Raw genomic sequence first — 24,385 nt, forward strand, 5'->3', positions numbered from 1 at the left:
GGCGGCGTTCAGGACGCCTGCCGAAGGGTGAGCTTGGCTATATTGAGCTGATGAATCTGGCTGGTGCCTTCGTAGAGCCGGAACAGACGCACGTCGCGGTACAGCCGTTCGATGCAGCTGTAGTCCGCCACATAGCCGGCGCCACCAAAAATCTGCACCGCCCGGTCGGCCACCCGGCCGCACATCTCAGAGGCGAAGTACTTGCACATGGAAGCGTCCAGCTTGACGTCGCCGCCGGCGTCCCGCTTGCGCGCGGTTTCCAGGATCAACGCGCGCGCCGCGTGAATTTCGGTCTGCATGTCGGCGATCATCGCCTGCACCAGTTGGAACTCGGCCACCGGGCGGCCGAACTGGCGGCGCTTGCTGGCGTGGGCCAGAGCTTCATCGCGCATGCGCATGGCCGGGCCGGTGCACAGGGCGCTCAGGTGCAGGCGCTGCTTGTTGAGCACCTTCATGGCGGTGGCGAAACCCTGCCCTTCCACGCCGCCGATCAGATTGGCGGCGGGTACGCGGCAGTCCTGCAAATAGACTTCCGACACCGGCGAACCGGCCTGGCCCATCTTTTTATAGGCCGGCCCCACGCTCAGGCCCGGCGTGCCCGCTTCCACCAGAAAGGCGCTGATGCCGCCGGCGGTCAGGTTGTCCGGGTCGGTGCGCGCCATCACCGTGAACAGGCCGGCGATGGGGGCGTTGGTGATGTAGCACTTGGTGCCGTTGAGCACGTAGTGGTCGCCGTCCCGGCGCGCGCTGGTGGTCAGGGCGGTGGCGTCGGAGCCGGCCTCCGGTTCGGTGAGCGCGAAGCAGCCGGTGATTTCGCCCCGGGCCAGGGCCGGCAGATAGCGGTCCTTCTGCTCCTCGGTGCCGTCCGCCACCAGGGCCTCGGAACCGATGCCGGTGTTGGTGCCGACCCGGGCGCGGAAGGCGGTGGCGGCCTGGGACAGCTCCATGGCGCCCAGCACCAGTTCCTCACAGGTCAGGCCGGCGCCGCCATACTGCTCGGGAATGCTCCAGCCGAAAAAGCCCCGGCGGCGCATGTCCTCGACCAGTTCCTCCGGCACTTCGTCCCGGGCTTCCACCGTGTCCTCGGCGGGAATCGCCACCTCGCGGACCCAGCCCCGAACCTCTTCCAGCAGTGCCGTCAGGCCCTCCTGATCACGAATCATGGTGTTCTCCTTATGGGTACTTCTTTATTGGTATCAGGCGCCGCGGCCGCGCTCGCCCACGGGCAGGTACAGCGACCGCAGCGCTTCGGAAAGTCGTTCGCCGAGCCGCTGCAGCTCGGCATCGGAGGTGCGGAAGCTGGGCATCATCAGCCCCAACACCGCCGCCGGACGGCCGTCCTCGCGCAGAATCGGCAGCGCCACCGCGCTGGCCCCTTCCACCCGCTCACCACTGGAAATGGCAAAGCCGCGCTGGCGGATCAGGGCCAGTTCCTTGCGCAGGGTGGAGGCGTTGGGGACATAGCGGGTCATGGCGTCGAGGGCGCCGGCCTTGATCAGGGACTCGCGCTCCGCCTCCGGCAGGAACGCCAGCATCGCCTTGCCACCCGCGCCCAGATAAAGCGGAAACGCACTGCCCACTTCCAGGGCATAGCGCACCGGGTGCGTGCTGGGCAGCGCGGCGGTGACGATCTGCTGGTTACCGGCACGATGGAACAGGGACACGGTCTCGCCGGTCTCCGCGTGCCATTGCTCCATCAGCGGCCGCACGCGCACCAGCACGTCGTCGCTGTTGAGGAAGGGGCGGGCCAGTTCCATGACCGCGTGGGAAAGGTGCCAGCGCTCCGTATCGGCGTCCCGGCGCATCAGCCCTTTTTCGCTGAGCGGCACCAGAATCTCTTCGGCGATGCGCGGGTCCAGGCCCACGCTGCTGGCCAACCGCTCCAGGGGGGCGCCCTCCGGCACCGCCGCCGAGGCCGCCTGCAGCACGTCCACCGCCCGACTCACGGCGCCGGCGCCGGTGGACCGGCCGGTATAGCTGTAGCGCTTGTCCTGGGGGCGCCGGTACAGGTAACCCCGGGCCTCCAGGGTATGCAGGATGCGATAGACGATGGCCGTGGCCTCGCCCATGGCATCGGCGATCTCGGTCAGGGACATGGGCTCCGGGGTGCGTTCCATCAATTCCAGAACGTCGAGAGCACGGGCCAATGTTTGTAATTGGTAGCTGCTGGCCATTTTTTCTTTCTCCGAAACTGTTATCTATTTAAGAAAAAGCGCGGAAGACTGTCAACCCCACGCCCGCCCGCGCACAGCATGACGCCGCCGGACCGCCAGGGCACGCCTGGAGGAAGCGAGAGACGAGAAAGGAGGGAGCGGGCCGCCACGGGCCCGGTGCGAGGACCGCGCGCCGGACGGCGCGCGGGTTCAGTGGTTCAGACGTAAGGGGTTCAGACGTAGAAGTCCAGGTCTTCCTGGTGCTTGAGCAGATCGCGCAGGCGGTAGGGGTCGTCGCCGTGGAAATACACCAGCCCCCAGTGGGTACCGAAGGCAGTGCGCTTGGTGACGGTTTCCTCCAGGGGCGCGGTGAGCTCGTGGAAATCGAAGTAGGGGTGGTCCAGCGTTTCCTCCGGAATCTCCAGCTGGCTCACCACCCGACGGCGCGGGTACACCCCGAAGCAGCCGGCGTGCCCCTTGGCGTCCACCACCTCCCTGGGGAAAAAGCCCGTGATCTCCTCTTCCGTGCTCTTCGGGTCGAACACCAGCACCATGGCCTGATAGGCGTTGAAGCCGTAGACCTTCTCGAGCAGTTCGAACACCTTGAAGCCCGGCGGCCGGTAAGCCACCTCGCCGAAATACATGGTGCCGTCGCTGGTGACGAAGTATTCCGGGTGAATGAAACCGGACTTCAGGTCGAAGGTTCTGATCAGCTTTTCGATTTCCTGCTCGATGCGCGGCCGCCAGCTTTCCAGCTCCGGGCTGGCCGGCACGAACACCGAATAGCCCAGGGTCACGTACTCGGAGATATTCAGGAAGCGGATCTTACCGTCGTGGATCCAGGCCTCGACGGCGAACTCCCAACCGTCCAGGTGGCTTTCCATCAGCACCGGAAATTCCTCGTCGGGAATGGTGTCCACCTCATCCGGCGTGCGGATCACCCGGTGGCCGAGACAACCGGCCTTGTCGAAGGCTTTCAGGTGAATCGGGTCGTTGGGGTCGCCGTCCAGCTTCAGCAGAGTTTGATTGACCCGCTTGAGAAAGCGGATCACGTCGTCCCGGTCGTGGGCTTCCTCGAAAATGCCGACACGAATGCCGCCCAGCTGGGCGCGCCGCTTCATCAGCGCCTTGTCGCGGAACAGCACCGACTGGCCATAGAGACGTGGATTGTCCATCAACACGGAGTTCACCGCCCCGGCCCATTCGACGGTTTCCTCGAACAGGGGAATCGCCACGTCCACGCCCTCGTCCTTCAGCTTGACGGCGATTTCCATGGATCGGTCGTTGAGCCGCTCGAAATCCCAGCTCATGAAGGGGATATCGTGTTCCTCGGCGAACGCGCGGGCCCAGTCCGGCGCCACCACGATGAACCGCCGATCGAATTTCTCCAGTGCCTCGATGGCGTTAAGACTCCATCCCAGCAGGGCCACGTAACCTTTGTGCGGATCTTTCGCCGTCATCAGCGTCTCCTTGTTTCGGGCCGACCGTGGAGGAGGGAGTGCGGCATGCCACCGCGGGGTTCGGCGTGGCGTCCTTGCACACCGGGTCGCTGACCCGGACTTCAGCGTAACAGAACACAGCGCTTGCCGCGTCAAGGGTCGAGGGTTCATCTTGGGGTATAGTGTCCTGCGGGTCGCCCTGTCGGCGGCCGCCAGTGGCACCCGGGGAGAGCATGAGCAGTAGCGAAACGCAGCACGACAACGCCACGCCAGACCTGGTGACACGCTTTGATGACGCCCTGGCGCAGGTGGCCGCGGCCAGTCGGTTCGCCAAGGCCCGGCACGTGGGCAAGGTGCTGCAACTGGCCGGCCGGGTGCTGTGCCAGCCCCAGGGCGCCGAGCAGCTGTACCGGCGGGCCGCCGCCATCGAACAGGCGGGCCTGTTCGATGGCACCGACTGGGCGCAACCGGAAATCCTGCAGGCCGACATCACCGTGCAGACCCTGCGGCTGGGCGGCGCCGACGACATCGCCCTGGAAAGCCTGAGCGAGCTGCGCCTGCTGGCGGTGGCCCTCGGCGAGCTGTCCCATCCGGCGTTGTCCGCCGAACAGGCCCACCACTATCTGGCCCAGGTGCTGGCCCTCAATCTGGACCTGCTGTTCGAAACCGGCGGCGAAGCGATCCGCGTGCGCCAGGGGCGTATGGCGGCGGCGGTGCGCGGCGTGCTGCACACCCTGGTCTCGCACATCGGTTACGACCAGATCATCGACCGGCTGATCGAGGAAATCTGGCGCATCCTGGCCCAGCGGCCGGTGCGCGTGGACCATATCAAGGCGATGATCACGCAAATCGCCGCTTGCCTGTACAACCCGGCCATCACCGTCTCCAACAGCCGTGGCGCGGACCGGCTGGTGAGTGCCCTGTTCGGCCCCACCCAGGCCTCCGTGGAGGACCCGGGCCTGGAGGTCTACGCCGAGCGCCTGGCGGCGATGGACAGCCAGGCCCTGCAACAGGAGGCCGGCGGCTTCGCCCGGGCGATGCACGACACCGGACTGGTGTCCGCCTATCAGCCGGTATTTCTGCGTTTCGCGCTGACCCAGTCCAGTGAACTGGTGAGCGCCGCCCTGGGGCTCAGCGCCACCGGCCGCGACGCCCTGCTCTGCTATCAGGAGCTGGTCTACGCATTGATCGAGGCCTCGGTGTTTCCGGAAACCGCCCAGGCCGCCTACGGCCTGGCCCTGATGCTGGAACGGGGGGTGCTGTTCGCGCCGCCGGCGGCGCCGGCCCTGTGGCGGCAACTCGGTCAGACCCTGAGCCCCAGCGCCGACGCCGCCATCGTCCAGGCCCTGGGGGACGCCCGGCCGGCCAAGGTACAGCTGATCGCCGGCGTGCTCACGGTGCTGGGCCTGCCGCTGGGCGTGGGCCAGGGCAACAACCCCACCTGCCAGTCGGCGCGGGCGATCTCAATGTGGGCCTACAACGACCCGGACTACCTGCTGCAGATGATCGTCTGGGCCACCCGGGACGACGACCTGGTGATGCATTTCGAAGGCCAGCGGCTGTCGTCCAAGGAGCTGGCGCTGACCATGCCGGCCATCGCCCCCCAGGATGTGGACGCGGTGTCGGCGGTGCTGGTGCCCCATCTGGACCGTATCTACCACGCCATGGGCCGTCTGTGCGCCGATCGCAATGACGACCCGCATCGCTGGATCAATCCGGAGTTTCACGGCTGGTGGGTAGGGCGAGGCTTCTGCCTGGCGGTGGACCTGGCCACCGGCAAGCTGCACGACTACGACGCCTTCGTGCGCCATTTCTACGCCTGCTATCACCCACTGCACAACGGCAACCAGCCGCTGATCTATCCGCAGCCGGCCGGTTTGGCGGTCACCGACAGCGCCGCCCGCTTCGTGGGCTGGCACGCCATCACCATCCAGCGCCTCACCCTGGACCAGGACGAGGTCATGCGGGTGTATTTCTACAACCCCAACAACGATTCCGGGCAGGATCTCGGCAACGGCGTGAAGGTGTCCACCGAGGGGCGCGGCGAGCGCTACGGCGAGTCCTCGCTGCCGGTGGCGGAATTCGTTTCGCGCCTCTACATCTTCCATTTCGACCCGCTGGAACACCTGGACCCGACCCGGGTGCCCGACGACGACGTGGCCGAGGTGGAAGCCCTGGCGCGCGGCAGCTGGGCGCTGGAACGCTAGTCGTCCTTGAACGCGTCGCGGTGAAAGGCCGCGGCCTCGTCCACGGCGGCCAGGCCCGGCGCCCAGGGATCCTCCGGGTCGGCGCCGGCCATCACCTCCAGGGTGGCGTGCACGCCCCGCGCCAGCGACTCGGTGTGATAGCCGCCCTCCAGCACCATGGCCAGCCGCCCGCCGCAATGGCGGTCGGCGATATCACGGACGATGGCGGTCATCGACGCGAAGCCCTCGTAGCTCACGTTCATCGCCAGATCGAACCGGTGGGCGTCAAAACCGGCGGATACCAGCACCAGATCGGGCCGGAACGCGTCCGCCGCCGGCACCAGGATGTCGCGAAACGCTTTCAGCATGGCCATGTCGCCGGCGCCCCCGGGCAACGGCACATTCACCGTGTACCCTTCGCCGAGGCCGCCGCCCACTTCGCCGAGTGCCCCGGAGCCGGGATAAAAGGGCGCCGCCCGGTGGGTATCGAAAAACAGCACATCCGGGTCGGCCCAGAAGATTTCCTGGGTGCCGTTACCGTGGTGGGCGTCCCAGTCGACGATCAGCACCCGCCGGCACCCCAGCGCGGCCTGGGCGTGGGCCGCCGCCACCGCCACGTTGTTGAACAGACAGAAACCCCGGGCCCGCACCGATTCCGCATGGTGGCCCGGCGGTCTCACCGCGGCGAAGGCGCCCCGGACACGGCCGGTCACCACCGCTTCCACGGCGGCGATGGCGGTGCCGGCGGCCACCTCGGCGGCCTCCACGCTGCCCGGCGACACCGCCGTGGTGTCCACATCCAGCCAGGCGTTCTCGCCGCGCATGGCCTGGATACCGTCGAGATAGGAGGTGGTGTGCACCCGCGCCAGCTGTTCACGGGTGGCGGCCACGCCGGGCGCCAGACACACGCCGGGCACCGGCTCCCGCTCCAGCAGCTCCAGCACCGCGCGCAGACGACCGGGGTGCTCCGGGTAGCTCCATTTGGCGCCCAGGCCGGACAGGATCTCCCGCACCCGGCGGTCCAGCCGACCAGGCAGAAAGGCGGCGTCCGCGTCCGGCTGGTGGGCCAGGGTGCGCGGGTCGTGGAACAGGATCACTTCACGGTCGCCGATCATGGCACCCCCGTCCGACTCGAGTTCCTCCCTTATACCGCGACCCGGCCGGGGAAAACACGTTTAACGGGCACAAAAAAAACGGAGCCCGAAGGCTCCGCTTTTTTCGGGCCGCGCCGAAGCGCGACCAGCAGGTGCCGGCCCGGAGGCCGTCGCCCATCGCCTTATACGGCGACGACGTTTTCAGCCTGCGGACCTTTCTGGCCTTGAGTCACGGTGAACTCAACGCGCTGGCCTTCGGCCAGGGTTTTGAAGCCGGAGCCGGTGATGGCGCTGAAGTGTACGAACACGTCAGGACCGCCGCTCTGCTCGATAAAGCCAAAACCTTTGGATTCGTTGAACCACTTAACGGTACCGGTGGTGGTAGACATAATGATCTCCTGATCAATCATAAAATTTCAGATCCGTTACCGGATCCTGGGGGCGCTGGAAATCTACTGTTACTTATGAAGGTCAGGACGAACACTAAGGAAGGGTATCGAACGGGGATTCATAAATACTGCCGTACTTTCTAGCTACCGGCGAGGATACACCCGTTGTCGGCCCGGTCAACCCCTTTTGTGTTGCGATCCGAATCCCTCGCACCGTCGCCCGCCGCTCAAGTTTTTCCCCAACCCCGCCGATAACAGTGAATAGGCGGACTTTTTCCATTAAAAACAACAACTAAGCAATCGAGAGAGGGCCCATTTATTGCAAGGCCAGGAGCAGGGAGGGTCCGCCTTCCCGGTCCACGACGAACCGGAGAATGCCCATGCAGGACAACACCATTCTGAACCTGGCCTATGACATTTCCGAGATGACCCGCGACAAGGTGGGCGCCATCGAGGACATCATGCAAACCACCAAGATCCTGGCCCTCAACGCGCGCATCGAAGCGGCCCGGGCCGGCGTTGCCGGGGCCGCCTTCGGGGTGGTCGCCGAGGAGATCGGCAAGGTCTCCGAGGAGATCAACCACATCGCCTCCGATTTCCGCGACGCGGTGGAAGGCCACACCCAACGCATCGAGGAAGCGGGTGGACGCATGCTGACGGAGTTTCGCGGTCAGCGGTTCACCGACCTGTCGCTGAACGCCATCGAGATCATCGACCGCAACCTGTTCGAGCGATCCTGCGACGTGCGCTGGTGGGCCACCGACTCGGCGGTGGTGGCCGCCGTGGACGGCGACGATCCGACGGTGCGGGACCATGCCAGCGACCGCCTGGCCACCATTCTGCGTTCCTATGTGGTGTACCTGGATTTGTGGATCGCCGACGCCGACGGGCGGGTGGTGGCCAACGGGCGCCCGGACCGTTATCCCGACGCGGTGGGGCTGAACGTGGCGCGCAGCGCCTGGTTCCAGCAGGCCATGAACACCGCCAGCGGCGATGAGTTCACGGTCACCGACATCGCCCGCAACGGTGCCCTGGACGACGCGGCGGTGGCCACCTACGCCACCGCCATCCGCGCCGGCGGCGACGTGCACGGCGCGCCGCTGGGCGTGCTTGGCATCTTCTTCGACTGGACGCCCCAGGCCGAGGACGTGGTGAAGGGGGTGGGGCTCAGCGATGAAGAGCGGGCCCAATGCCGGGTCATGCTGCTCGACGCGGAACACCGCGTCATCGCCGACGCCACCGGGCGCGGCGAACTGGGCAGCCTCTACCCGCTGTGCCCCGAAGGCCGCGAGCGCGGCTACTATCAGGACGGCGACAAACTGGTGGCCTTCGCCCTGACCCCGGGCTACGAAACCTACCGGGGGCTGGGCTGGTACGGCGTGATCGAGTGCGACCTGGGGGCCGCCGCTACAGGAAGGTGAGCCCCAGGCTGATGATCACGCCGGTGACGATCAGCAGCATCAGGCAGTAGCCCATGATGTCCTTGGCCTTGAGGCCGGCGATGGCCAGCACCGGCAGCGCCCAGAACGGCTGCAGCAGGTTGGTCCAGGCGTCGCCCCAGGCCACCGCCATGGCCACCCGCGGCACGTCGGCGCCCAGCGCCGCGGCGGCGGGCAGCATCACCGGGGCCTGCACCGCCCACTGGCCGCCGCCGGAGGGCACGAAGATGTTGACCACGCCGGCACTGATGAAGCTCCAGAACGGCAGGGTTTGATCGGTGGCGATGGAGGCGAAACCGTTGGAGATGGTGCCGGCCAGGCCGGAGTCGGTCATGATCGCCATGATGCCGGCGTAGAACGGAAACTGGATGACGATGCCGGCGCCGCCCTTGACCGCCTCGTTAAGGCTGATCAGCAGCCGGCGCGGGGTCTGGTGCAGCACGATGGCCAGGAACAGGAACATGAAGTTGACGATGTTCAGGTTCAGGCCGCCGCCCTGGCTGAAATAATGGATCGCGTAGGCGACACCGCTGAAGCCGATCAGCCAGGCCAGCACGCGGCTGTTTTCCAGATGCTCGGCGGGGCGCGACGGCGTCACGTCCGGCACCTCCGGGTCCTGGATCGCCTTGGGATCGGCGAACACGCTTTCCTCCGGCGGCGGCAGCATCAACCGGTTGATCACCGGCACCACGATGAACAGGGCCGCCACGATGGCCAGATTGAAGAACGCGAAGATGGTGTCGCCGGTGCCGATCACGCCGATCTGGCTCTCGGTGAAGTGGCCCGGCGTGGCGATGGTCAGCGGAATGGACCCGGCCAGGCCGCCGTGCCAGACCACGAAGCCGCCGTAGGCGCTGGCGATCAGCAGCGGGTAATGCACCTGGATACGGCGCGCCAGGGCCTTGGCGAACAGGGCGCCCACCACCAGACCGAAGCCCCAGTTGATCCAGCTCGCCGCCAGGGACACGTAGGTGACCAGCAGAATCGCCTGGCCCGGCGTGCGCGCCAGCGCCGCCAGCTTATCGAGGATGCCCTTGACCAGCGGCGTGCTGGCCAGCATGAAGCCGGTGACCAGCACCAGCAGCATCTGCATGGAAAAGGTGAGCAGGCCCCAGAAGCCCTTGCCCCACATGTCCATCACCGCCACCGGCGAACGGCCCTCCACCAGCATCGCCGCCAGCGCCGCCACCAGGGTCAGGATCAGCACGAAAATGTAGGGGTCCGGCAGATAGCGTTCCACCAGACGCACCAGGGGTTGGGATGCGCGATTCAACATGGCCGGGCTCTCCATAGAATTATTATTCAACGTACCAGGAATTATCCCGGGCGGCCTCGCCCGGGGCAATCAACGGGCCCGCCCTTACGACTAAAGTCGAAGTCCTGATTCAGACAGCCTGTTTACCGCTTTTTACGGTCCACCGAGCGAGACCGCGTGAAGACCGTAGTAGGCTGTGCGTTCACAGTATCCCAACAACATGACGGTTGCCTTCATGGACGACTCGCAGGCCTCGGAAACCCGCTCGGAAGAGGAAACCCGGAAACTGGTGGAATCGGTGACGGTGCGCTCGGCGATGCTCACCGGCATTTTCATTCTGCTGGTGATGTACACCCTCTATGCCGCCGCCACCCTGTTCGCGCCCCTGGTGGTGGCTTTTCTGACCAGCCTGATCTTCACCCCCCTGGTGCGGGCACTGCGGCCCCTGCGCATCCCGCCGCCGGTGAGCGCCGCGGCGGTGGTGGTGCTGGTGTTCTCGATCGTGGTCAGCGCCCTGTACGGGCTCAGTGAGCCGGCCATGGAATGGCTCGATAAGGCGCCCCGCGATCTGCGCCAGATCGAGCTGGAGTTCCGCGAACTGGCGGCGCCCATGGAAAAGCTGCGCCAGGCCCGCGAGCAGTTCGCTCTGATCACCGCCCCGGACAAAGGCGCCGGCGGTCAGGGCGAGGCGGACATGCCGTGGAGCCCGGTGGAATGGTTGATGTCCGGCACCTGGTCGGCGCTCTACGGCATCGCCATCAGCTTTATCCTTCTCTACTTCATGCTGGCCTCCGGCGACACCTTCCTGCGCAAGCTGGTGCGGGTGATCCCCCAATTCGAGAACAAGCGCGCGGCGGTGGAAACGGTGCGCGAGATCCAGAACAGCATCGCCGTCTATCTGGGCACCATCACCATCATCAACCTGTGCCTGGCGGTGGCCGCGTCCCTGATTCTGTATCTGCTCGACGTGCCCAACCCGATTCTGTTCGGCGTCATGGTCGGCCTGTTCAACTACGCCCCCTACATCGGGCCGGTGGTGAGCCTGGTGGTGATCGCCCTGGTCAGCATCCTGGAATTCAACGGCCTGTACGAAGCCCTGCTGCCGGCGGCCCTGATCCTCGGGCTGAACGTGCTGGAAGGGCAGTTCATCACGCCCACCATCGCCGGCCACCGCCTGGCACTGAGCCCGGTGATGGTATTCCTGTCGATTCTGCTGTGGGGCTGGATGTGGGGCGTGGTCGGTATTCTGATCGCGGTGCCGCTGCTGGTGTGCATCAAGCTGGTGTGCGACAACATCGACTCGCTGAGCCTGGTCTCCGAGTTCATGGGCCGCTAACGGGAACGCCCCGACACCAGGTCCGAAAAGGGCGAGTACCGCGCCGCCGCCCGGGGTAGTCTGACGCTTCCCCGGACATTGATCGCGGAGACGCCATGACCGCTCTTCTCTACAGCGAAACCGATTCCCCGCTGGGCCCGTTGCTGCTGCTGGGCGACGGCGAGGCGCTCAGCGGGCTGTACATGAACGCGCAGAAACACCGCCCGGCCCTGGAACGGGAACGCCGCCGCGACGACGCCGCCTTCCGCGCCGCCCGCGAACAACTGGCCGCCTACTTCGCCGGCGAACTGCGTGTCTTCGACCTGCCCCTGGCCCCGGCGGGCAGTGCCTTCCAGCAATCGGTATGGCGCGCCCTGCTGGACATTCCCTACGGCGACACCGCCAGCTACGGCGAACTGGCGCAACGGCTCGGCAAACCCGGCGCCGCCCGGGCGGTGGGCCTGGCCAATGGCCGCAATCCGCTGGGCATCATCGTGCCCTGCCACCGGGTGATCGGCGCCAACGGCACCCTCACCGGCTACGGCGGCGGGCTGGAGCGCAAGCAATGGCTGCTGGAACACGAACGCCGCCTGGCCGGCGGCCAGGGCGCCCTGCCCGGCTTTGGCTGACGCCCGACGGCAACCCCTGACGATGGTGCCAGAAACCTGCTAGGTTTAAGACTTCGCAAACCTCCCGGGCATCATCATGAACAACAACAGCGATGCAATCGTCGTGGGCGCCGGCCTGGCCGGCCTGGTGGCCGCGGCGGAACTGGCCGACGCCGGCAAAACCGTGACCCTGGTCGAACAGGAAGGCGAGAACGCCGTGGGGGGCCAGGCGCACTGGTCCCTGGGCGGCCTGTTCCTGGTGGACAGCCCGGAACAGCGCCGCATGCGCATCAAGGACAGCGCCGAGCTGGCGCTGCAGGACTGGCTGGGCAGCGCCGGCTTCGACCGCGACGAGGACCACTGGCCGCGCCGCACCGCCGAAGCCTTTATCGAGTTCGCCGCCGGCGAGATGCGGTCCTGGCTGCACGGCCAGGGCATGCGCTGGTTCCCGGTGGTGGGCTGGGCGGAACGGGGCGGCTCGACGGCCACCGGCCACGGCAATTCGGTGCCGCGCTTCCACATTACCTGGGGCACCGGCCCCGGCGTGGTGGCACCGTTCGAGCGGCGCGTGCGCGAACATATGGATAAAGGCCGCATCACCCTCAAGGCCCGCCACCAGGTGAGCCGGATACTGACCGCCGACGGCCGCGTCACCGGGGTGGCCGGCGAGGTGCTGTCGCCCAGCACCGTACAGCGCGGCGAACGGTCCTCCCGGGACGTGATCGGCGACTTTCAGTTCCAGGCCGGCGCCGTGATGGTGACCTCCGGCGGCATCGGCGGCAACCACGACCTGGTGCGCGAATACTGGCCCCGGGACCGCCTCGGCGAACCGCCGGCCAGCATGGTCTCCGGCGTGCCCCACCATGTGGACGGCCGCATGATCGCCATTACCCGGGAGGCCGGCGCGGCGGTGATCAACAGCGACCGCATGTGGCATTACACCGAGGGGCTGAAAAACTGGAACCCGATCTGGCCCAACCACGGCATCCGCATCATTCCCGGGCCCTCGTCCATGTGGTTCGACGCCAACGGCCGGCGCCTGCCGGCGCCCTGCCTGCCCGGCTACGACACCCTGGCCACGCTCAAGGAAATCCTGCGCAGCGGCCACGACTACTCCTGGTTCGTGCTCGACCAGTCGATCATCGAAAAAGAGTTCGCCCTGTCCGGTTCGGAACAGAACCCGGACATGACCTCCGGACAATGGAAGGAGGTGCTCAAGAGCCGCCTGGGCAAGGGCGCGCCGCCGCCGGTGGAAGCGTTCAAGCAACACGGCGAGGACTTCGTGGTGGCCGACGATCTCAAGACCCTGGTGGACGGCATGAACCGGCTCACCGGCGAGCACCGCATCGACCATCAAAGACTGCACGCGGAACTGGCCGCCCGCGATCGCCAGATGGACAACCCCTACGCCAAGGACGCGCAGATCACCGCCATCCACGGCGCCCGCCATTACCTGGGCGACAAGCTGTTCCGCGCCGCCAAACCGCACAAGATGCTCGACCCGGCCCACGGCCCGCTGATCGCGGTGCGCCTGCACATTCTTACCCGCAAGACCCTGGGCGGCCTGCACACCAACGTGGACGGCCAGGTGCTGGGCGCCGACGGCGAGCCGGTAGCGGGCCTGTACGCCGCCGGCGAAGTGGCCGGCTTCGGCGGCGGCGGCTACCACGGCTACAACGCGCTGGAGGGCACCTTCCTGGGCGGCTGTATTTTCTCCGGCCGCAACGCCGGCCGCCACGCCGCCACGGTGGTTTAGGGAGCTTCAGCGGGGGTGCATGAAGAGCTTCAGCGGGGGTGCACGAAGAGCTTCAGCGGAAGTGAACGAAGAGCTTCAGCGGGGGTAAGAGGAGCCTCAGCGCAGCTGGCTGTCCTTGCTGCCGCGTCGGTTGTAGCCCTCGGAGCGCAGGTCGTCGTCGTGCTCGCTCTGGCAGGGCACGCACAGGCGCACGCCGGGCAGCGCCTGGCGGCGCGCCTCGGGAATCGGCTCGCCGCATTCCTCGCAGTGGGTAAGACTGTCACCCGCCGGCAGACGGCTGCGGGCGTACTGCACCGAGGAATCCACGGTGCTGTCGATCTGATCCTGTACCGCGCCTTCCGGCGCCCATCCCGTGGCCATGGTGTCCTCCGTCGCGTCCATCCAGAACACACCTTCCCGGCAACGAATGCAAGCGTCCGGCGCCTTCCGTATACTGTCCTTATGAACAGTATCCCGAGACCCGTTTCATGGACGTGACCCGCAAGCTCGCCGTGCTCGCCGACGCGGCCAAATACGATGCCTCCTGCGCCAGCAGCGGCGCGCCCCGGCGCAGCTCCCGGGGCAAGGCCGGCCTCGGCAACAGCAACGGCACCGGCATCTGCCACAGCTACACGCCGGACGGGCGCTGTGTGTCCCTGCTCAAGATCCTGCTCACCAATTTCTGCCTCTACGATTGCCAGTACTGCGTGAACCGGCGCTCCAGCGACGTGCCCCGGGCGCGCTTCACCCCGGAGGAAGTGGTGCGCCTGACGCTGGACTTCTACCAGCGCAACTACGTCAGTGGCCTGTTTCTCAGTTCCGGCATCATCCGCTCGCCGGACTACACCATGGAGCAACTGGCGCGGGTGGCGCGGCTGCTGCGGGAAGAGCACGGCTTTCGCGGCTACATTCATCTCAAGACCATTCCCGAGGCGGACCCGGCGCTGATCGATCAGGCCGCCCGGTTCGCCGACCGGCTGAGCGTGAACATCGAGCTGCCCAGTGAACGGGGGCTGCGCGATCTGGCGCCGGAAAAACAGCTGGGTGGCATTCGCCGCGCCATGGGCACCATCCACGCCGGCACCGAGGCGGATCAGGCGGACAAAAGCCGCTCGCCGAAGCGGCCCCGCTACGCCCCCGGCGGCCAGAGTACGCAGATGATCGTCGGCGCCGACGCCAGCAGCGACCGGCTGATCCTGGACACCGCCGACCAGCTGTACCGCCGCTTCCGTCTCAAGCGGGTCTACTACTCCGCGTTCAGCCCGATCCCCAACAGCCCCGGCACGGTGCCGCTGCGGCCGCCGCCGTTGCTGCGCGAGCACCGGTTGTACCAGGCCGATTTCCTGCTGCGCGGCTACGGCTTCCAGCCCGGTGAACTGCTCGCCGACAACGAGCAGTTGCCGCTGGACATCGACCCCAAGCTGGCCTGGGCGCTGCGCCATCGGGCGCTGTTTCCCCTGGACCTGAACCGGGCGCCCCGCGAACTGATCGGCCGGGTCCCGGGCATCGGCCTGCGCAGCGCCGAGCGGCTGGTGGCCCTGCGCCGCCACCGCCGGGTGCGCTTCGAGGATCTGGTGCGGCTGCGCTGCGTGGTGGCCAAGGCGCGGCCGTTCGTGGTCACCGCCGACCATCGCCCGCGCGACGCCGGCCTGGACACCCCGGCCCTGCGCCGGCAGCTGGTGGACGCGCCGGTGCAGGCCAGCCTGTGGGACTGATCGAGAGGCCGCCGTGCGTATTCTCTCCGACACCCTGACCTTCGACGCCTGGCGCCAGCAGGCGCGGGCTCTGCTGGGCCAGGGCGCCGCGCCGGAAACGGTGAGCTGGGAAGCGCCGGACCGCCCTTCCCTGTTCGGTCTGTCGCCGCCGCCGGCCGCCGGCGAGGGCCCGGCGCCCCGGGTGCCGGCGGCGCTGGTGGCGGCCCTGCGGCAGGCCGCGCCCTACCGGGTGGCCGGCCGTTGGAACCTGCTCTACCGGGTGCTGTGGCGCGGCGCCCACGGCGAGCGGCAGGCCCATCTGCCCGGCGACCAGGACGGCAGCGCGCTGCAGCGGCGCATCAAGGCGGTGCAGCGGGAAGCGCATCACCTGCACGCCTTTCTGCGCTTTCAGCCGGTGGCCGACGACGACCCGCAACGGCCCCTGGACTTGCTGGCCTGGTTCGAACCGGCCCACGACATCCTGCCGTGGGCCAGTGAGCACTTTGCCCACCGCCTGGGCCGCCGGCGCTGGCTGATCGCCACACCGCAGGACGGGGTCTGGTACGACGGGGAGCGGAGCCACCATCACGCGCCCTGCCCGGAGAGCTGGCAGGCCCTGGCGCGGGCCGCCCGTGACCAGGACGACCCGTTATGGCGCACCTACTACCGCAGCCTGTTCAATCCGGCCCGGCTCAACCCCACCGCCATGCAGGGGCACATGCCGGCGCGCTTTCGCGCCCACACCCCGGAGGGCCGCGACATCCCCGGCCTGGTGGCGGACGCCCGGCGCGGCGCCCGTCGCCATGGCCAGGCCGCCGCCGTCGGCGCCCTGCCCGGCAAGGCGCTGCGGGCACCGAAATCGCCGGATGCGCCGCCACCGCCCGGTGCGCTAAAGTAGCGCACCCGTCCGACCCGCCACCCTTCGGAAGCCTTCATGTCCCTCGTTACGCCGCCGCCGCACCGCCCCAACGCCGCCGTCATGGTGACCGGGGGCATCCTCACGGCGCTGGTGGCGATTGTGTTCGCGCGGCTCGCCTATGGGGTGATTCTGCCTCCGATGCGCGAGGACCTGGCGCTGAGCTATCGGCAGGCCGGCAATCTGGGCACGGTGACCGCCCTGGGCTATCTGCTGTTCGTGCTGGTGGGCGGGGTGGCCGCCGGCCGCTGGGGCGCCCGCCGGGCGGTGGCCCTGGGGCTGTTTATTCTGACCCTGGCGTTCACCGGCCTGGCCCTGGCCTCGGACTACCGGCTGATCATCGCGCTGATGGGGCTGCTGGGCCTGGGCACCGCCTTCTGTTTCGCCCCCATGGTGTCGCTGCTGGCCACCTGGTACCCGGACAAACGCGGCCTGGTGATCGGCTGCATGAGCGCCGGGGTGGGCGCCGGCCTGTTCGCCACCGGCCTGCTGGTGCCCTGGCTGTCCGCCGCCTTCGGCGAGCATGGCTGGCGGCTGGCCTGGGGCCTGTTCGGGGCGACGGCGGCGCTGACCGTGGTGCTGGTGCTGGTGGCGGTGCGCGACCCGCAACCGGTGGCGGTGGACGACCCGCAGCGACCGGCGCCGGCGGACAAATGGCGCATCTATCGGCATCCCCGGGTGATTACCATGGCCACCGTCTATGGGGTGATCGGCATGGTCTACATCATCCAGTCGATCTTCATGGTCAGCTACGTGGTGGAGGCCGGCCACGGCGACGACGTGGCCGGCTGGCTGCTGGCCATGTCCGGGCTGCTGTCGGTGGCCAGCGGCCCGCTGTGGGGGTTGCTGTCCGACATCTGGGGGCGCGGCAACGCCCTGGCCCTGGCCATCGCCGTGGTGTCCGTGGCCATGGGCCTGCCGCTGCTGAGCCAGAGCCTGCTGACGTTCTTCCTGCACTTCCTGCTGATGGGCTGCGCCATGAACGGCGCCTTCACCATGATCCAGGCCGCCAGCACCGATCAGGTGGCGCCGCGCTTCATCCCCATCGCCTTCAGTTACGTCACCGTGTTCTTCGCCGGTGGCCAGTTTCTGGGGCCGGCCATCGCCGGCTGGCTGATCGAATTCAGCGGCGGTTTCCATCTGGCGGTGGGCTTCACCTGCGCCTCGCTACTGGTGGCGCTGCTGCTGGCTTTGCGGATCCGCGCCTTCCCGCGCACGCCGGCGGTGGCCTGAGCCCGGAACAGGCCCTAGAATGTGCCGCTTCGCCCGGCCGGGGCCCCGAACCGGCGCCGCCGGGCCCGTGATCCGGCCAGGGTGGCAAGCATGAGCAACGGCGTGCACAGCGTTTCGCAAACCTCCGTTCCGGGCGGCCGGCTGGCCCGCCTGCTGGCCGAATTGAAGCTGCTCAACGGCCAGCCGGAGACGGACTTCGCGGAACGGCTGGGGCGCCTGTTCGACCTGTCCGACACGGTAGCCCTGGACGCCGCCAACGGACACCGGGCCGCCGGCCCCTTCTTTGCCGGTCTCAAGGATTACCAGCGTCTGCGCGGCGATCTGGACAAGGCCCGCGACAAACTGGTGGCGGCCCTCACCCGGGCCTTCGAGCCGGAACAGCAAGGCACCCGCAACGGCCTGCCGGCGCCGGTGGCCGACTACGAGCCCTACCAGCAATTCTATGTGGCCCGCCAGCGACAGCTCACCGCCGGCCTGCAGCCGGTGCGCGTGCGGCTGCGCGGCGCCCTGGCCGACGCCGGCCCGGCGGCGGCGCAGCTGGCCGAGCTGGATACCGTGTTCGAGGCCACCCTGACCGCCTACGGCCGCCGCGCCTTCGGCGCCATTCCGCGCTTGCTGGCGCGCCGTTTCGAGGCGCTCAAACCGGACGGCCAGCGCCGACTGCTGGAAGACGACACCGACGACCCGGCGGCCTGGATGGCGCCGGGGGGCTGGCTGCACCGTTTTACCGGCGAAATGCAGCTGCTGCTGCTCGCCGAACTGGAGGCCCGCCTGGAACCCCCGCGCGGCCTGCTGGACGCTTTGTACAACGAGGTACGCGACCGCACATGACACGTTTTCTGTTTGCACTCGCTTTCTTTCTGGGCGCCGCCGCGGTGCTCTGGGTGGGGCTGGGCTTCGTCGCCGGCCCGCCGGTGGCACTGCTGGCCACCGCGCTGATCGCCCTGGTCTATGGCTTCGGCTTCCTGGAGCTGCTGCGCTTCCGCCGCGCCACCGACCAGCTGCGCGACACCCTGCGCTCCACGCCCTGCGACGAACAGAGCCTGGGCGGCTGGCTGGCCAGCCTGCCGGCGGACCTGCGCGGCCCGGTGCGCCGCCGGGTGGAAGGCGAACCGGCGGCGCTGCCCGGCCCGATGCTGACGCCCTACCTGTCCGGCTTGCTGGTGATGCTCGGCCTGCTGGGCACCTTCGTGGGCATGACCGTGACCCTGCAGGGCGCGGTCACCGCCCTGGACGGCGGCAGCGATCTGCAAGCGATCCAGAGCGCCCTGGCGGCGCCCATCGCCGGCCTCAGCCTGGCGTTCGGCACCTCCATCGCCGGCGTCGCCGCCTCCGCCATGCTCGGGCTGGGCGCCACCCTGTGCCGCCGCGAGCGGCTGCTGGTGGGCCGCGACCTGGACGGCAAGATCAGCCGCGAGCTGCGCCCCTTCTCCCTGAAACAACAGCAACGCGACGCCTTCCAGGCCCTGCGCGACCAGTCCCAGGCGTTCCCCGCCGTGGTCGAGCAGCTGCGCGCGCTCACCGAGCGCCTGGACGGCCAGAGCGAACGGCTGGCCGGCTCCCTGACCGACAACCAGCGTGACTTCCACGACCGCATCAGCGGCGAATACCAGACCCTGGCCCGGGCGGTGGGCGACAGCCTGCAGCGGCACCTGGCCGACGGCGCCCGCCAGGCCGCCGAGGGCATGCGCCCGGTGATGGAAGACGCCATGGCCGGACTGCGGGAACAGGCCGAGCGCACCCATCAACGGTTGGGCGAGCTGACCGAACAGCAACTGGCCGGCCTGGCCGAACGCTTCCAGGCCACCACCGACGGCACCGCCGAACAGTGGCAAAAGGGACTGGCGGATGCCCGCGCTGCCCAGGACCGGCAACTGGCTCAGTGGGCGGAGCGCTTCGAGCAGGTCACCACCGGCCTCGGCGACACCTGGCGGGACGGCCTGGCGGAACAGAACCGGCACCAGGGGGAACAGGCCGAACGTCTGGCCCGGGCCCTGGAGGCCACCGCCGTCCAGCTGCGCGAGGACAACCAGGCGCTGGTGGCCCACGCCCGCGAGCAGCAGACCCGCTTCACCGAGCAGCACCGCGAACAACTGCAAACCACCGCCGAACGCTTCGCCGCCGACACCGACCAGATCGCCGGGCACTGGCGCACGGCCCTGGAGGAACAGCAACGCCAGGGAACCACCCTGATCGCCGAGCTGGCCACCGCCCTGGAAGCCCACGACCGGCGCTTCCAGGACAGCGCCGAACACTGGCAGGCCGCGCAGCGGGACGGCCTGGCCGACCAGCGCCGGCACCAGGATGCCCTGCTCCAGGCCCTGGACACCGGTCTGCAACGTCATCAGGACGCCTTCCAGCGCACCACCGGCGAGCTGCTCGACGGCCAGCGCCAGGGCCTGGACGCCCTACTGGCGCGCACCGGCGATGCGCTGTCCGCGCTGCGCGATCAGGAAGCGGCCCGGGCCGACGCCGCCACGCAACGGCTGGCCGATCTGGAAGCCACCGCGGCGCGCCATCTCACCGATCTGGGCACCGCCCTGGAAGCGCCCCTGGCGCGCCTGATCGAAACCGCCTCGGAAACCCCCAAAGCCGCCGCCGAGGTGATCGCCCGGCTGCGCGAGGAAATGGCCCGCAGCGGCGAACGCGACAATGAGCTGCTCGAGGAACGCCACCGTCTGATGCACGAACTGGACGCCCTGCTGGCCACCCAGCGCCAGGCGGCGGAAGCCCAGCGCGAAGCGGTGGAAGCGCTGATCCAGGACGCCGGCGGCGCCCTGCGCGACGTCAGCGACACCTTCGGTGTCCAGGTGGAACGGCAAAGCGCGCAGCTGGACAGCCTGGCCGGGGACCTCACCGAAGGCGCCCGGGACGTGGCCAGCCTGAGCGACGCCTTCGGCACCGCCGTGAACCTGTTCGGCGAATCCAACGACAAGCTGCTGGATACCCTGCAGCGCATCGAGAGCGCCCTGGAGCAGTCCGCCAGCCGCCACGACGAACAGCTCGCCTACTACGTGGAGCAGGCCCGGGAAGTGATCGATCTGAGCCTGGCCGCGCAGAAGGACGTGATCGAGGCACTGGGCCAGGCACGGCCCGCTGACGGCGACGGGGCCCACTGATGGAACAGGACGGCGACGTACAGACCACGCCGGTCTGGGCGATCTTCTCGGACCTGATGGCGGCCCTGGTGGGGATCTTCGTGCTGATGCTGGTGTGGGTGATCGGCATCCAGCTCGATCTCAGCCAGTCGCTGAGCGAGGAACGCGCCAAGTTGGAAACCGAGCAGCAACGCCGCGCCGCCCTGGAGGAAGCCCTGGCCGACCCGCTGGCCAGCGGCCGTATTTCGTTCCAGAACGGCCGCATCGGCATCAACGGCAGCGTGCTGTTCTCGCTCAACTCCGACCGGCTGCAGAACGACGGTGAAGACCTGCTGCAAAGCCTGGTCACGCCCCTGAAAAAATACCTGGCCGCCCACGACGACCTGCTGATGGTGAGTGGCTTCACCGACGACCTGCCGATCCAGAAAGGCAACGCCCGCTACACCGACAACTGGGGCCTGTCGGCGCAGCGCGCGCTCACCGTCACCCGCACGCTGATCGCCCAGGGCCTGCCCGAGGAACGCATCTTCGCCGCCGCCTTCGGCGACAACCAGCCGGTGGCGCCGAACACCGACGACGACGCCCGGGCCCGCAACCGCCGGGTGGAAATCACCACCGTGCCGCGCCAGGACGCCGCCGATGAATGACCTCTTGAGCGACGTCGATAAACGCCTGGAGACCCTGCGCGACCAGGGCGCCGCCCACTACGACCCGATGCGTTTTCACTACCTGGAAAGCCTGGCCCGCCGGGGCGCCGGCGCCACCCTCTCGGATCGCCTGCCGGCGTTCGAACAGGACTTCCAACAAGCCCGACACGAGGCGGAAGGATTGCTTGAGGACGGCGCGGACGACGGCCCCCACCGGGCGCGCCTGCAAGCCCTGTACGACGCCGGCGACTACAAAGCGGTACGGCGGCTGGCCCGGCAAGGCGGCCCACGCCTCGCAACGCTGACCGACCTGACCCACCGCCTGCGCGACCACGGCGAGATCGCCGCCGCCGGCCCGGACACCGACACCCTGGACGCCCTGCTGGACACCCAGCACCGCCGCCTGCGCGCCGACCAGCGCGGCGACCAGGACGCCCCGCGCCGGGAACTGAAAACCCTGGCCACCCTGCAGGCCAGCCGCGCCCGCCAGCACACCGCCCGGCGCATCCGCCATGCGGTGGACCACCCCACCGGCGACGCCGGCCCCCTCAACGCCCACCGCCAGGTGGTGCGCGCCCTGGAACGCCTGCACACCATCGCCCCCGGCTACCTGGAACGGTTCGTGGGCTACGTGGACACGCTGATGGCCCTGGAAAAAGCCGCGCCCAAAAATACCGGCGGCCGCGACCTCTAGCAGCGAGTCAGTGCTAGGGCGTATCCCAATAGCCTTCGGAGAACACCGCGATTTGCTGAAAAAAGGTGGCCCGGGCCAGGGCCTGGCGCAGGGCGCGCCGTTCCTTTTCATTGCCGCTGGCGGCCAGCTCTTCCTGCAGCACACGGGGGTCGTCCGGGCGCCACAGGGACAGCTGCAGGGAGGGGAACACATAGGCGCGGCCGGGTTCCTGGTCGTCTTCTTCCAGGGTACCGAACTGCATCAGGTGCACCAGCACGGTGTCGGCGGCGGCCTGGAACAGGTCCAGGCCCTCGTGGCGCAGCGGCAGGCCGTCGCCGGCGGCGATCCATTCGGCGCGCTGGTGCTCGTCGTAATGCACCACCAGCGCGCCGTCGAAGAACAGATCCCGGGCCGGGAAATCAATGCCGAACTGCTGCCGCGCCGGCCAGTGCTCCGGCGCCTGGCCCACCGCGGCACGTACCGCCTCCGGCGGGTCGCCCAGGCGGATTTCGTTGATGCCGCTGCGCGGGCGCAGCAGAAACCGGTCCATGCTCGCGTCAGTCCCCGTCGCCGATCTTGTCCTGGGTGCGGGTGTCGAAGTCGGACGCGTGGTGCCGTTCGCGCAGCTGCGTGGACGGCTCGCCGAAGGTGCGGTTGACCATGCGGCCACGCTGCACCGCCGGGCGCGCGTCGATGGCCTCGGCCCAGCGCAGCACGTTCTTGTAGGACGTCACGTCCAGGAACTCGGCGGCGCTGTAGAGCCGGCCCAGCACCAGCTGCCCGTACCAGGGCCAGGTGGCGATGTCGGCGATGGAATAGTCGTCGCCGGCCAGCCAGGTGTGTTCCGCCAGATGACGGTCGAGCACGTCCAGCTGACGCTTCACTTCCATGGTGTAGCGATCGATGGGGTACTGGTATTTTTCCGGCGCGTAGGCGTAGAAGTGGCCGAAGCCGCCGCCCAGGAAGGGCGCCGCGCCCTGCTGCCAGAACAGCCAGTTGAAGCATTCGGTGCGGGCGGCGCCTTCGGGAATCAGGGCGCCGAATTTCTCCGCCAGGTAGAGCACGATGGAGGCGGTTTCAAACACCCGGCGGGGCGGTTCCACGCCGTGGTCCATCATCGCCGGGATCTTGGAGTTGGGATTGATCTCCACGAAGCCGCTGCCGAACTGGTCGCCCTCGCCGATGTTGATCAGCCAGGCGTCGTATTCCGCGCCGGAGTGGCCCAGAGCCAGCAGTTCCTCCAGCATCACCGTGACCTTGACGCCGTTGGGGGTGGCCAGGGAATAGAGCTGCAGAGGGTGCTCGCCCACCGGCAGTTCCTTATCGTGGGTGGGGCCGGCGATGGGGCGATTGATGCTGGCGAAGCGCCCGCCGTTGCCCGGTTCCCATTTCCAGACCTTCGGTGGCGTGTAGGTGTCATCGGACATGAAACTTCTCTCCCGTGCAGAAACGAAGACGGCGCTGGGCCGGATCCGGCACCTTAAAACGTCCCGGCCGGGGTTGGAACGGGCAGCGCCGCAAAGCTTCTCTATCATGGCGAAAGGCCGGGCCGATGGCGAGCGGCCCCGGGGTCAGACCTTTTTCACGAACTCCGACTTCAACTTCATGGCGCCGATGCCGTCGATGCGGCAGTCGATGTCGTGATCGCCGCCCACCAGGCGGATGCCCTTGACCTTGGTGCCGACTTTGACCACCGAGGACGAACCTTTGACCTTCAGGTCCTTGATCACGGTGACGGTGTCGCCATCGCTAAGCACGTTGCCGTTGGCGTCGCGGATCAGGCCCGCCTCGGCGGCGGCCTGCTGGTCGGCGGCGTTCCATTCGTGGGCGCATTCCGGGCACACGAACATGGTGCCGTCTTCATAGGTATAGGGGGAATCGCATTTCGGGCAGGCGGGCAAATCACTCATCAGTTTTCTCGGACGGGCAAAGGCGCCAGGGGCGCGTAAAAGCGCCATTATAACACCGCCTACGCGCTTCGTTGGCGAGCCGGCCCTGGCGAGTTCTAGTCGGCTTCGCCGATGTCCTCGTTCCAGATGTCCGGATGGGCGCTGATGTAATCGGCGAGCAGGGCCTTGCAGTCCGGGTCGTCCAGTTCGATCACCCGCACGCCATGGGCGCGCAGCTCGTCCAGGCCGCCGGCGAAGTTGGCCGACTCGCCCACCACCACGGTGCCGATGCGGAACTGGCGCACCAGGCCGCTGCAGTACAGGCACGGCGCCAGGGTGGTGACCATGATCTTGTCGCCGTAGCCGCGCTGGCGGCCGGCCTTGCGGAAGGCGTCGGTCTCGGCGTGCACCGAGGGGTCGTCTTCCTGGATGCGCCGGTTGTGGCCCGCGCCCAGCAGGGTGCCTTCGGCGTCGAACAGGGCGGCGCCGATGGGAATGCCGCCCTCGGCCAGCCCCAGGCGGGCCTCACCCAGAGCCACCGCCAACATCGCCGCGTAATCCAAAGTGTCCGCCATGGTCATTGCTCCTTCCTTACCGGCCATTGGGAAACGGCGGGGACTAT

The 24,385-nt window shown here is 68.1% G+C and carries 23 protein-coding genes; 12 read left to right on the plus strand and 11 right to left on the minus strand.

The window, feature by feature from the left end:
• Nucleotides 1–8: 8 nt before the first annotated feature.
• From ACLD0W_RS03390 to ACLD0W_RS03400, 3 genes are all read right to left on the minus strand, one after another.
• Complete coding sequence (locus tag ACLD0W_RS03390) at nt 9–1,163, minus strand: acyl-CoA dehydrogenase family protein (protein WP_410306095.1); 1,155 nt, start codon at nt 1,161–1,163, stop codon at nt 9–11.
• A gap of 33 nt (nt 1,164–1,196) precedes the next feature.
• On the minus strand, nt 1,197–2,174 hold the full coding sequence (locus ACLD0W_RS03395; RefSeq protein WP_410306096.1) for an IclR family transcriptional regulator C-terminal domain-containing protein: 978 nt from the start codon (nt 2,172–2,174) through the stop codon (nt 1,197–1,199).
• A gap of 212 nt (nt 2,175–2,386) precedes the next feature.
• A complete protein-coding gene (locus ACLD0W_RS03400) occupies nt 2,387–3,613 on the minus strand; it encodes an acetyl-CoA carboxylase biotin carboxylase subunit family protein (RefSeq protein WP_410306097.1) in 1,227 nt (408 codons plus the stop codon).
• A gap of 212 nt (nt 3,614–3,825) precedes the next feature.
• Here ACLD0W_RS03400 and ACLD0W_RS03405 point away from each other — a divergent pair, with 212 nt between their 5' ends.
• Nucleotides 3,826–5,799, plus strand: coding sequence for a hypothetical protein (locus ACLD0W_RS03405; RefSeq protein WP_410306098.1), 1,974 nt, complete (start codon nt 3,826–3,828; stop codon nt 5,797–5,799).
• On the opposite strand, the gene ACLD0W_RS03410 is transcribed toward ACLD0W_RS03405, so the two are convergent.
• Together ACLD0W_RS03410 and ACLD0W_RS03415 are read right to left on the minus strand one after the other, a co-directional pair.
• A complete protein-coding gene (locus tag ACLD0W_RS03410; RefSeq protein WP_410306099.1) occupies nt 5,796–6,893 on the minus strand; it encodes a histone deacetylase in 1,098 nt (365 codons plus the stop codon). The genes ACLD0W_RS03405 and ACLD0W_RS03410 overlap by 4 nt on opposite strands.
• 161 nt (nt 6,894–7,054) lie before the next feature.
• The gene (locus tag ACLD0W_RS03415; protein ID WP_410306100.1) at nt 7,055–7,261 is read right to left on the minus strand and encodes a cold-shock protein; all 207 of its coding nucleotides are present in this window, start codon (nt 7,259–7,261) and stop codon (nt 7,055–7,057) included.
• A 380-nt stretch (nt 7,262–7,641) separates the two neighbouring features.
• Between ACLD0W_RS03415 and ACLD0W_RS03420 the strand changes: the two genes are divergently transcribed.
• Nucleotides 7,642–8,682, plus strand: coding sequence for a methyl-accepting chemotaxis protein (locus ACLD0W_RS03420; RefSeq protein ID WP_410306101.1), 1,041 nt, complete (start codon nt 7,642–7,644; stop codon nt 8,680–8,682).
• On the opposite strand, the gene ACLD0W_RS03425 is transcribed toward ACLD0W_RS03420, so the two are convergent.
• On the minus strand, nt 8,669–9,976 hold the full coding sequence (locus tag ACLD0W_RS03425) for a short-chain fatty acid transporter (protein WP_410306102.1): 1,308 nt from the start codon (nt 9,974–9,976) through the stop codon (nt 8,669–8,671). The two genes, ACLD0W_RS03420 and ACLD0W_RS03425, sit on opposite strands and share 14 nt — an antisense overlap.
• 214 nt (nt 9,977–10,190) lie before the next feature.
• Here ACLD0W_RS03425 and ACLD0W_RS03430 point away from each other — a divergent pair, with 214 nt between their 5' ends.
• From ACLD0W_RS03430 to ACLD0W_RS03440, 3 genes are all read left to right on the plus strand, one after another.
• On the plus strand, nt 10,191–11,291 hold the full coding sequence (locus tag ACLD0W_RS03430) for an AI-2E family transporter (RefSeq protein ID WP_410306103.1): 1,101 nt from the start codon (nt 10,191–10,193) through the stop codon (nt 11,289–11,291).
• 95 nt (nt 11,292–11,386) lie between these two features.
• Nucleotides 11,387–11,899 carry a methylated-DNA--[protein]-cysteine S-methyltransferase gene (locus tag ACLD0W_RS03435; protein ID WP_410306104.1) on the plus strand — a complete coding sequence of 171 codons (513 nt, stop codon included), beginning with the start codon at nt 11,387–11,389 and terminating at the stop codon, nt 11,897–11,899.
• Nucleotides 11,900–11,975: 76 nt separating this feature from the next.
• On the plus strand, nt 11,976–13,634 hold the full coding sequence (locus tag ACLD0W_RS03440) for an FAD-binding dehydrogenase (RefSeq protein WP_410306105.1): 1,659 nt from the start codon (nt 11,976–11,978) through the stop codon (nt 13,632–13,634).
• Between the two features lie 96 nt (nt 13,635–13,730).
• Here ACLD0W_RS03440 and ACLD0W_RS03445 read toward each other — a convergent pair whose 3' ends face one another.
• The gene (locus tag ACLD0W_RS03445; RefSeq protein WP_138773919.1) at nt 13,731–13,994 is read right to left on the minus strand and encodes a DksA/TraR family C4-type zinc finger protein; all 264 of its coding nucleotides are present in this window, start codon (nt 13,992–13,994) and stop codon (nt 13,731–13,733) included.
• 107 nt (nt 13,995–14,101) lie between these two features.
• On the opposite strand from ACLD0W_RS03445, the gene ACLD0W_RS03450 reads away from it, so the two are divergent.
• The 7 genes from ACLD0W_RS03450 to ACLD0W_RS03480 all read left to right on the plus strand — a co-directional run bounded on the left by ACLD0W_RS03450 (nt 14,102) and on the right by ACLD0W_RS03480 (nt 21,895).
• Nucleotides 14,102–15,328, plus strand: coding sequence for a putative DNA modification/repair radical SAM protein (locus ACLD0W_RS03450; RefSeq protein WP_410306106.1), 1,227 nt, complete (start codon nt 14,102–14,104; stop codon nt 15,326–15,328).
• Between the two features lie 13 nt (nt 15,329–15,341).
• Complete coding sequence (locus ACLD0W_RS03455; protein ID WP_410306107.1) at nt 15,342–16,205, plus strand: TIGR03915 family putative DNA repair protein; 864 nt, start codon at nt 15,342–15,344, stop codon at nt 16,203–16,205.
• Between the two features lie 36 nt (nt 16,206–16,241).
• Complete coding sequence (locus tag ACLD0W_RS03460; RefSeq protein WP_410306108.1) at nt 16,242–17,456, plus strand: MFS transporter; 1,215 nt, start codon at nt 16,242–16,244, stop codon at nt 17,454–17,456.
• Nucleotides 17,457–17,546: 90 nt separating this feature from the next.
• Entirely contained in the window at nt 17,547–18,287 is a 741-nt protein-coding gene (locus ACLD0W_RS03465) for a DUF3348 family protein (protein WP_410306109.1), read from the plus strand.
• A complete protein-coding gene (locus tag ACLD0W_RS03470; protein WP_410306110.1) occupies nt 18,284–20,575 on the plus strand; it encodes a DUF802 domain-containing protein in 2,292 nt (763 codons plus the stop codon). Before ACLD0W_RS03465 ends, ACLD0W_RS03470 begins: the two co-directional genes overlap by 4 nt.
• On the plus strand, nt 20,575–21,201 hold the full coding sequence (locus ACLD0W_RS03475; protein WP_410306111.1) for an OmpA family protein: 627 nt from the start codon (nt 20,575–20,577) through the stop codon (nt 21,199–21,201). The genes ACLD0W_RS03470 and ACLD0W_RS03475 overlap by 1 nt, the downstream gene beginning before the upstream one ends.
• Complete coding sequence (locus ACLD0W_RS03480; protein WP_410306112.1) at nt 21,194–21,895, plus strand: DUF2894 domain-containing protein; 702 nt, start codon at nt 21,194–21,196, stop codon at nt 21,893–21,895. Before ACLD0W_RS03475 ends, ACLD0W_RS03480 begins: the two co-directional genes overlap by 8 nt.
• Before the next feature lie 13 nt (nt 21,896–21,908).
• Here the strand turns inward: ACLD0W_RS03480 and ACLD0W_RS03485 are convergent, their stop codons facing one another.
• From ACLD0W_RS03485 to ACLD0W_RS03500, 4 genes are all read right to left on the minus strand, one after another.
• A complete protein-coding gene (locus ACLD0W_RS03485) occupies nt 21,909–22,424 on the minus strand; it encodes a hypothetical protein (protein WP_410306113.1) in 516 nt (171 codons plus the stop codon).
• Nucleotides 22,425–22,431: 7 nt separating this feature from the next.
• Nucleotides 22,432–23,301 (minus strand): glutathione-dependent disulfide-bond oxidoreductase, encoded by an 870-nt coding sequence (gene yghU / locus ACLD0W_RS03490; RefSeq protein ID WP_410306114.1) that lies wholly within the window; start codon nt 23,299–23,301, stop codon nt 22,432–22,434.
• A gap of 144 nt (nt 23,302–23,445) precedes the next feature.
• Nucleotides 23,446–23,784 carry a zinc ribbon domain-containing protein YjdM gene (locus ACLD0W_RS03495; protein ID WP_410306115.1) on the minus strand — a complete coding sequence of 113 codons (339 nt, stop codon included), beginning with the start codon at nt 23,782–23,784 and terminating at the stop codon, nt 23,446–23,448.
• A gap of 95 nt (nt 23,785–23,879) precedes the next feature.
• Nucleotides 23,880–24,338 (minus strand): nucleoside deaminase, encoded by a 459-nt coding sequence (locus ACLD0W_RS03500; protein ID WP_410306116.1) that lies wholly within the window; start codon nt 24,336–24,338, stop codon nt 23,880–23,882.
• Nucleotides 24,339–24,385 lie beyond the last annotated feature (47 nt).

The organism is Alloalcanivorax sp. C16-1, assembly GCF_046507805.1.
Lineage (GTDB): Bacteria > Pseudomonadota > Gammaproteobacteria > Pseudomonadales > Alcanivoracaceae > Alloalcanivorax.

Excerpts from the sequence above, each read along its gene's own strand:
- ACLD0W_RS03390 (WP_410306095.1), bottom strand. The coding sequence starts at position 1,163 with ATGATTCGTGATCAGGAGGGCCTGACGGCACTGCTGGAAGAGGTTCGG.
- yghU (WP_410306114.1), bottom strand. The coding sequence starts at position 23,301 with ATGTCCGATGACACCTACACGCCACCGAAGGTCTGGAAATGGGAACCG.
- ACLD0W_RS03480 (WP_410306112.1), top strand. The coding sequence starts at position 21,194 with ATGAATGACCTCTTGAGCGACGTCGATAAACGCCTGGAGACCCTGCGC.
- ACLD0W_RS03410 (WP_410306099.1), bottom strand. The coding sequence starts at position 6,893 with ATGATCGGCGACCGTGAAGTGATCCTGTTCCACGACCCGCGCACCCTG.
- ACLD0W_RS03440 (WP_410306105.1), top strand. The coding sequence starts at position 11,976 with ATGAACAACAACAGCGATGCAATCGTCGTGGGCGCCGGCCTGGCCGGC.
- ACLD0W_RS03435 (WP_410306104.1), top strand. The coding sequence starts at position 11,387 with ATGACCGCTCTTCTCTACAGCGAAACCGATTCCCCGCTGGGCCCGTTG.
- ACLD0W_RS03465 (WP_410306109.1), top strand. The coding sequence starts at position 17,547 with ATGAGCAACGGCGTGCACAGCGTTTCGCAAACCTCCGTTCCGGGCGGC.
- ACLD0W_RS03500 (WP_410306116.1), bottom strand. The coding sequence starts at position 24,338 with ATGGCGGACACTTTGGATTACGCGGCGATGTTGGCGGTGGCTCTGGGT.
- ACLD0W_RS03430 (WP_410306103.1), top strand. The coding sequence starts at position 10,191 with ATGGACGACTCGCAGGCCTCGGAAACCCGCTCGGAAGAGGAAACCCGG.
- ACLD0W_RS03415 (WP_410306100.1), bottom strand. The coding sequence starts at position 7,261 with ATGTCTACCACCACCGGTACCGTTAAGTGGTTCAACGAATCCAAAGGT.
- ACLD0W_RS03425 (WP_410306102.1), bottom strand. The coding sequence starts at position 9,976 with ATGTTGAATCGCGCATCCCAACCCCTGGTGCGTCTGGTGGAACGCTAT.
- ACLD0W_RS03485 (WP_410306113.1), bottom strand. The coding sequence starts at position 22,424 with ATGGACCGGTTTCTGCTGCGCCCGCGCAGCGGCATCAACGAAATCCGC.
- ACLD0W_RS03475 (WP_410306111.1), top strand. The coding sequence starts at position 20,575 with ATGGAACAGGACGGCGACGTACAGACCACGCCGGTCTGGGCGATCTTC.
- ACLD0W_RS03405 (WP_410306098.1), top strand. The coding sequence starts at position 3,826 with ATGAGCAGTAGCGAAACGCAGCACGACAACGCCACGCCAGACCTGGTG.
- ACLD0W_RS03445 (WP_138773919.1), bottom strand. The coding sequence starts at position 13,994 with ATGGCCACGGGATGGGCGCCGGAAGGCGCGGTACAGGATCAGATCGAC.
- ACLD0W_RS03470 (WP_410306110.1), top strand. The coding sequence starts at position 18,284 with ATGACACGTTTTCTGTTTGCACTCGCTTTCTTTCTGGGCGCCGCCGCG.
- ACLD0W_RS03400 (WP_410306097.1), bottom strand. The coding sequence starts at position 3,613 with ATGACGGCGAAAGATCCGCACAAAGGTTACGTGGCCCTGCTGGGATGG.
- ACLD0W_RS03460 (WP_410306108.1), top strand. The coding sequence starts at position 16,242 with ATGTCCCTCGTTACGCCGCCGCCGCACCGCCCCAACGCCGCCGTCATG.
- ACLD0W_RS03395 (WP_410306096.1), bottom strand. The coding sequence starts at position 2,174 with ATGGCCAGCAGCTACCAATTACAAACATTGGCCCGTGCTCTCGACGTT.
- ACLD0W_RS03420 (WP_410306101.1), top strand. The coding sequence starts at position 7,642 with ATGCAGGACAACACCATTCTGAACCTGGCCTATGACATTTCCGAGATG.
- ACLD0W_RS03450 (WP_410306106.1), top strand. The coding sequence starts at position 14,102 with ATGGACGTGACCCGCAAGCTCGCCGTGCTCGCCGACGCGGCCAAATAC.
- ACLD0W_RS03495 (WP_410306115.1), bottom strand. The coding sequence starts at position 23,784 with ATGAGTGATTTGCCCGCCTGCCCGAAATGCGATTCCCCCTATACCTAT.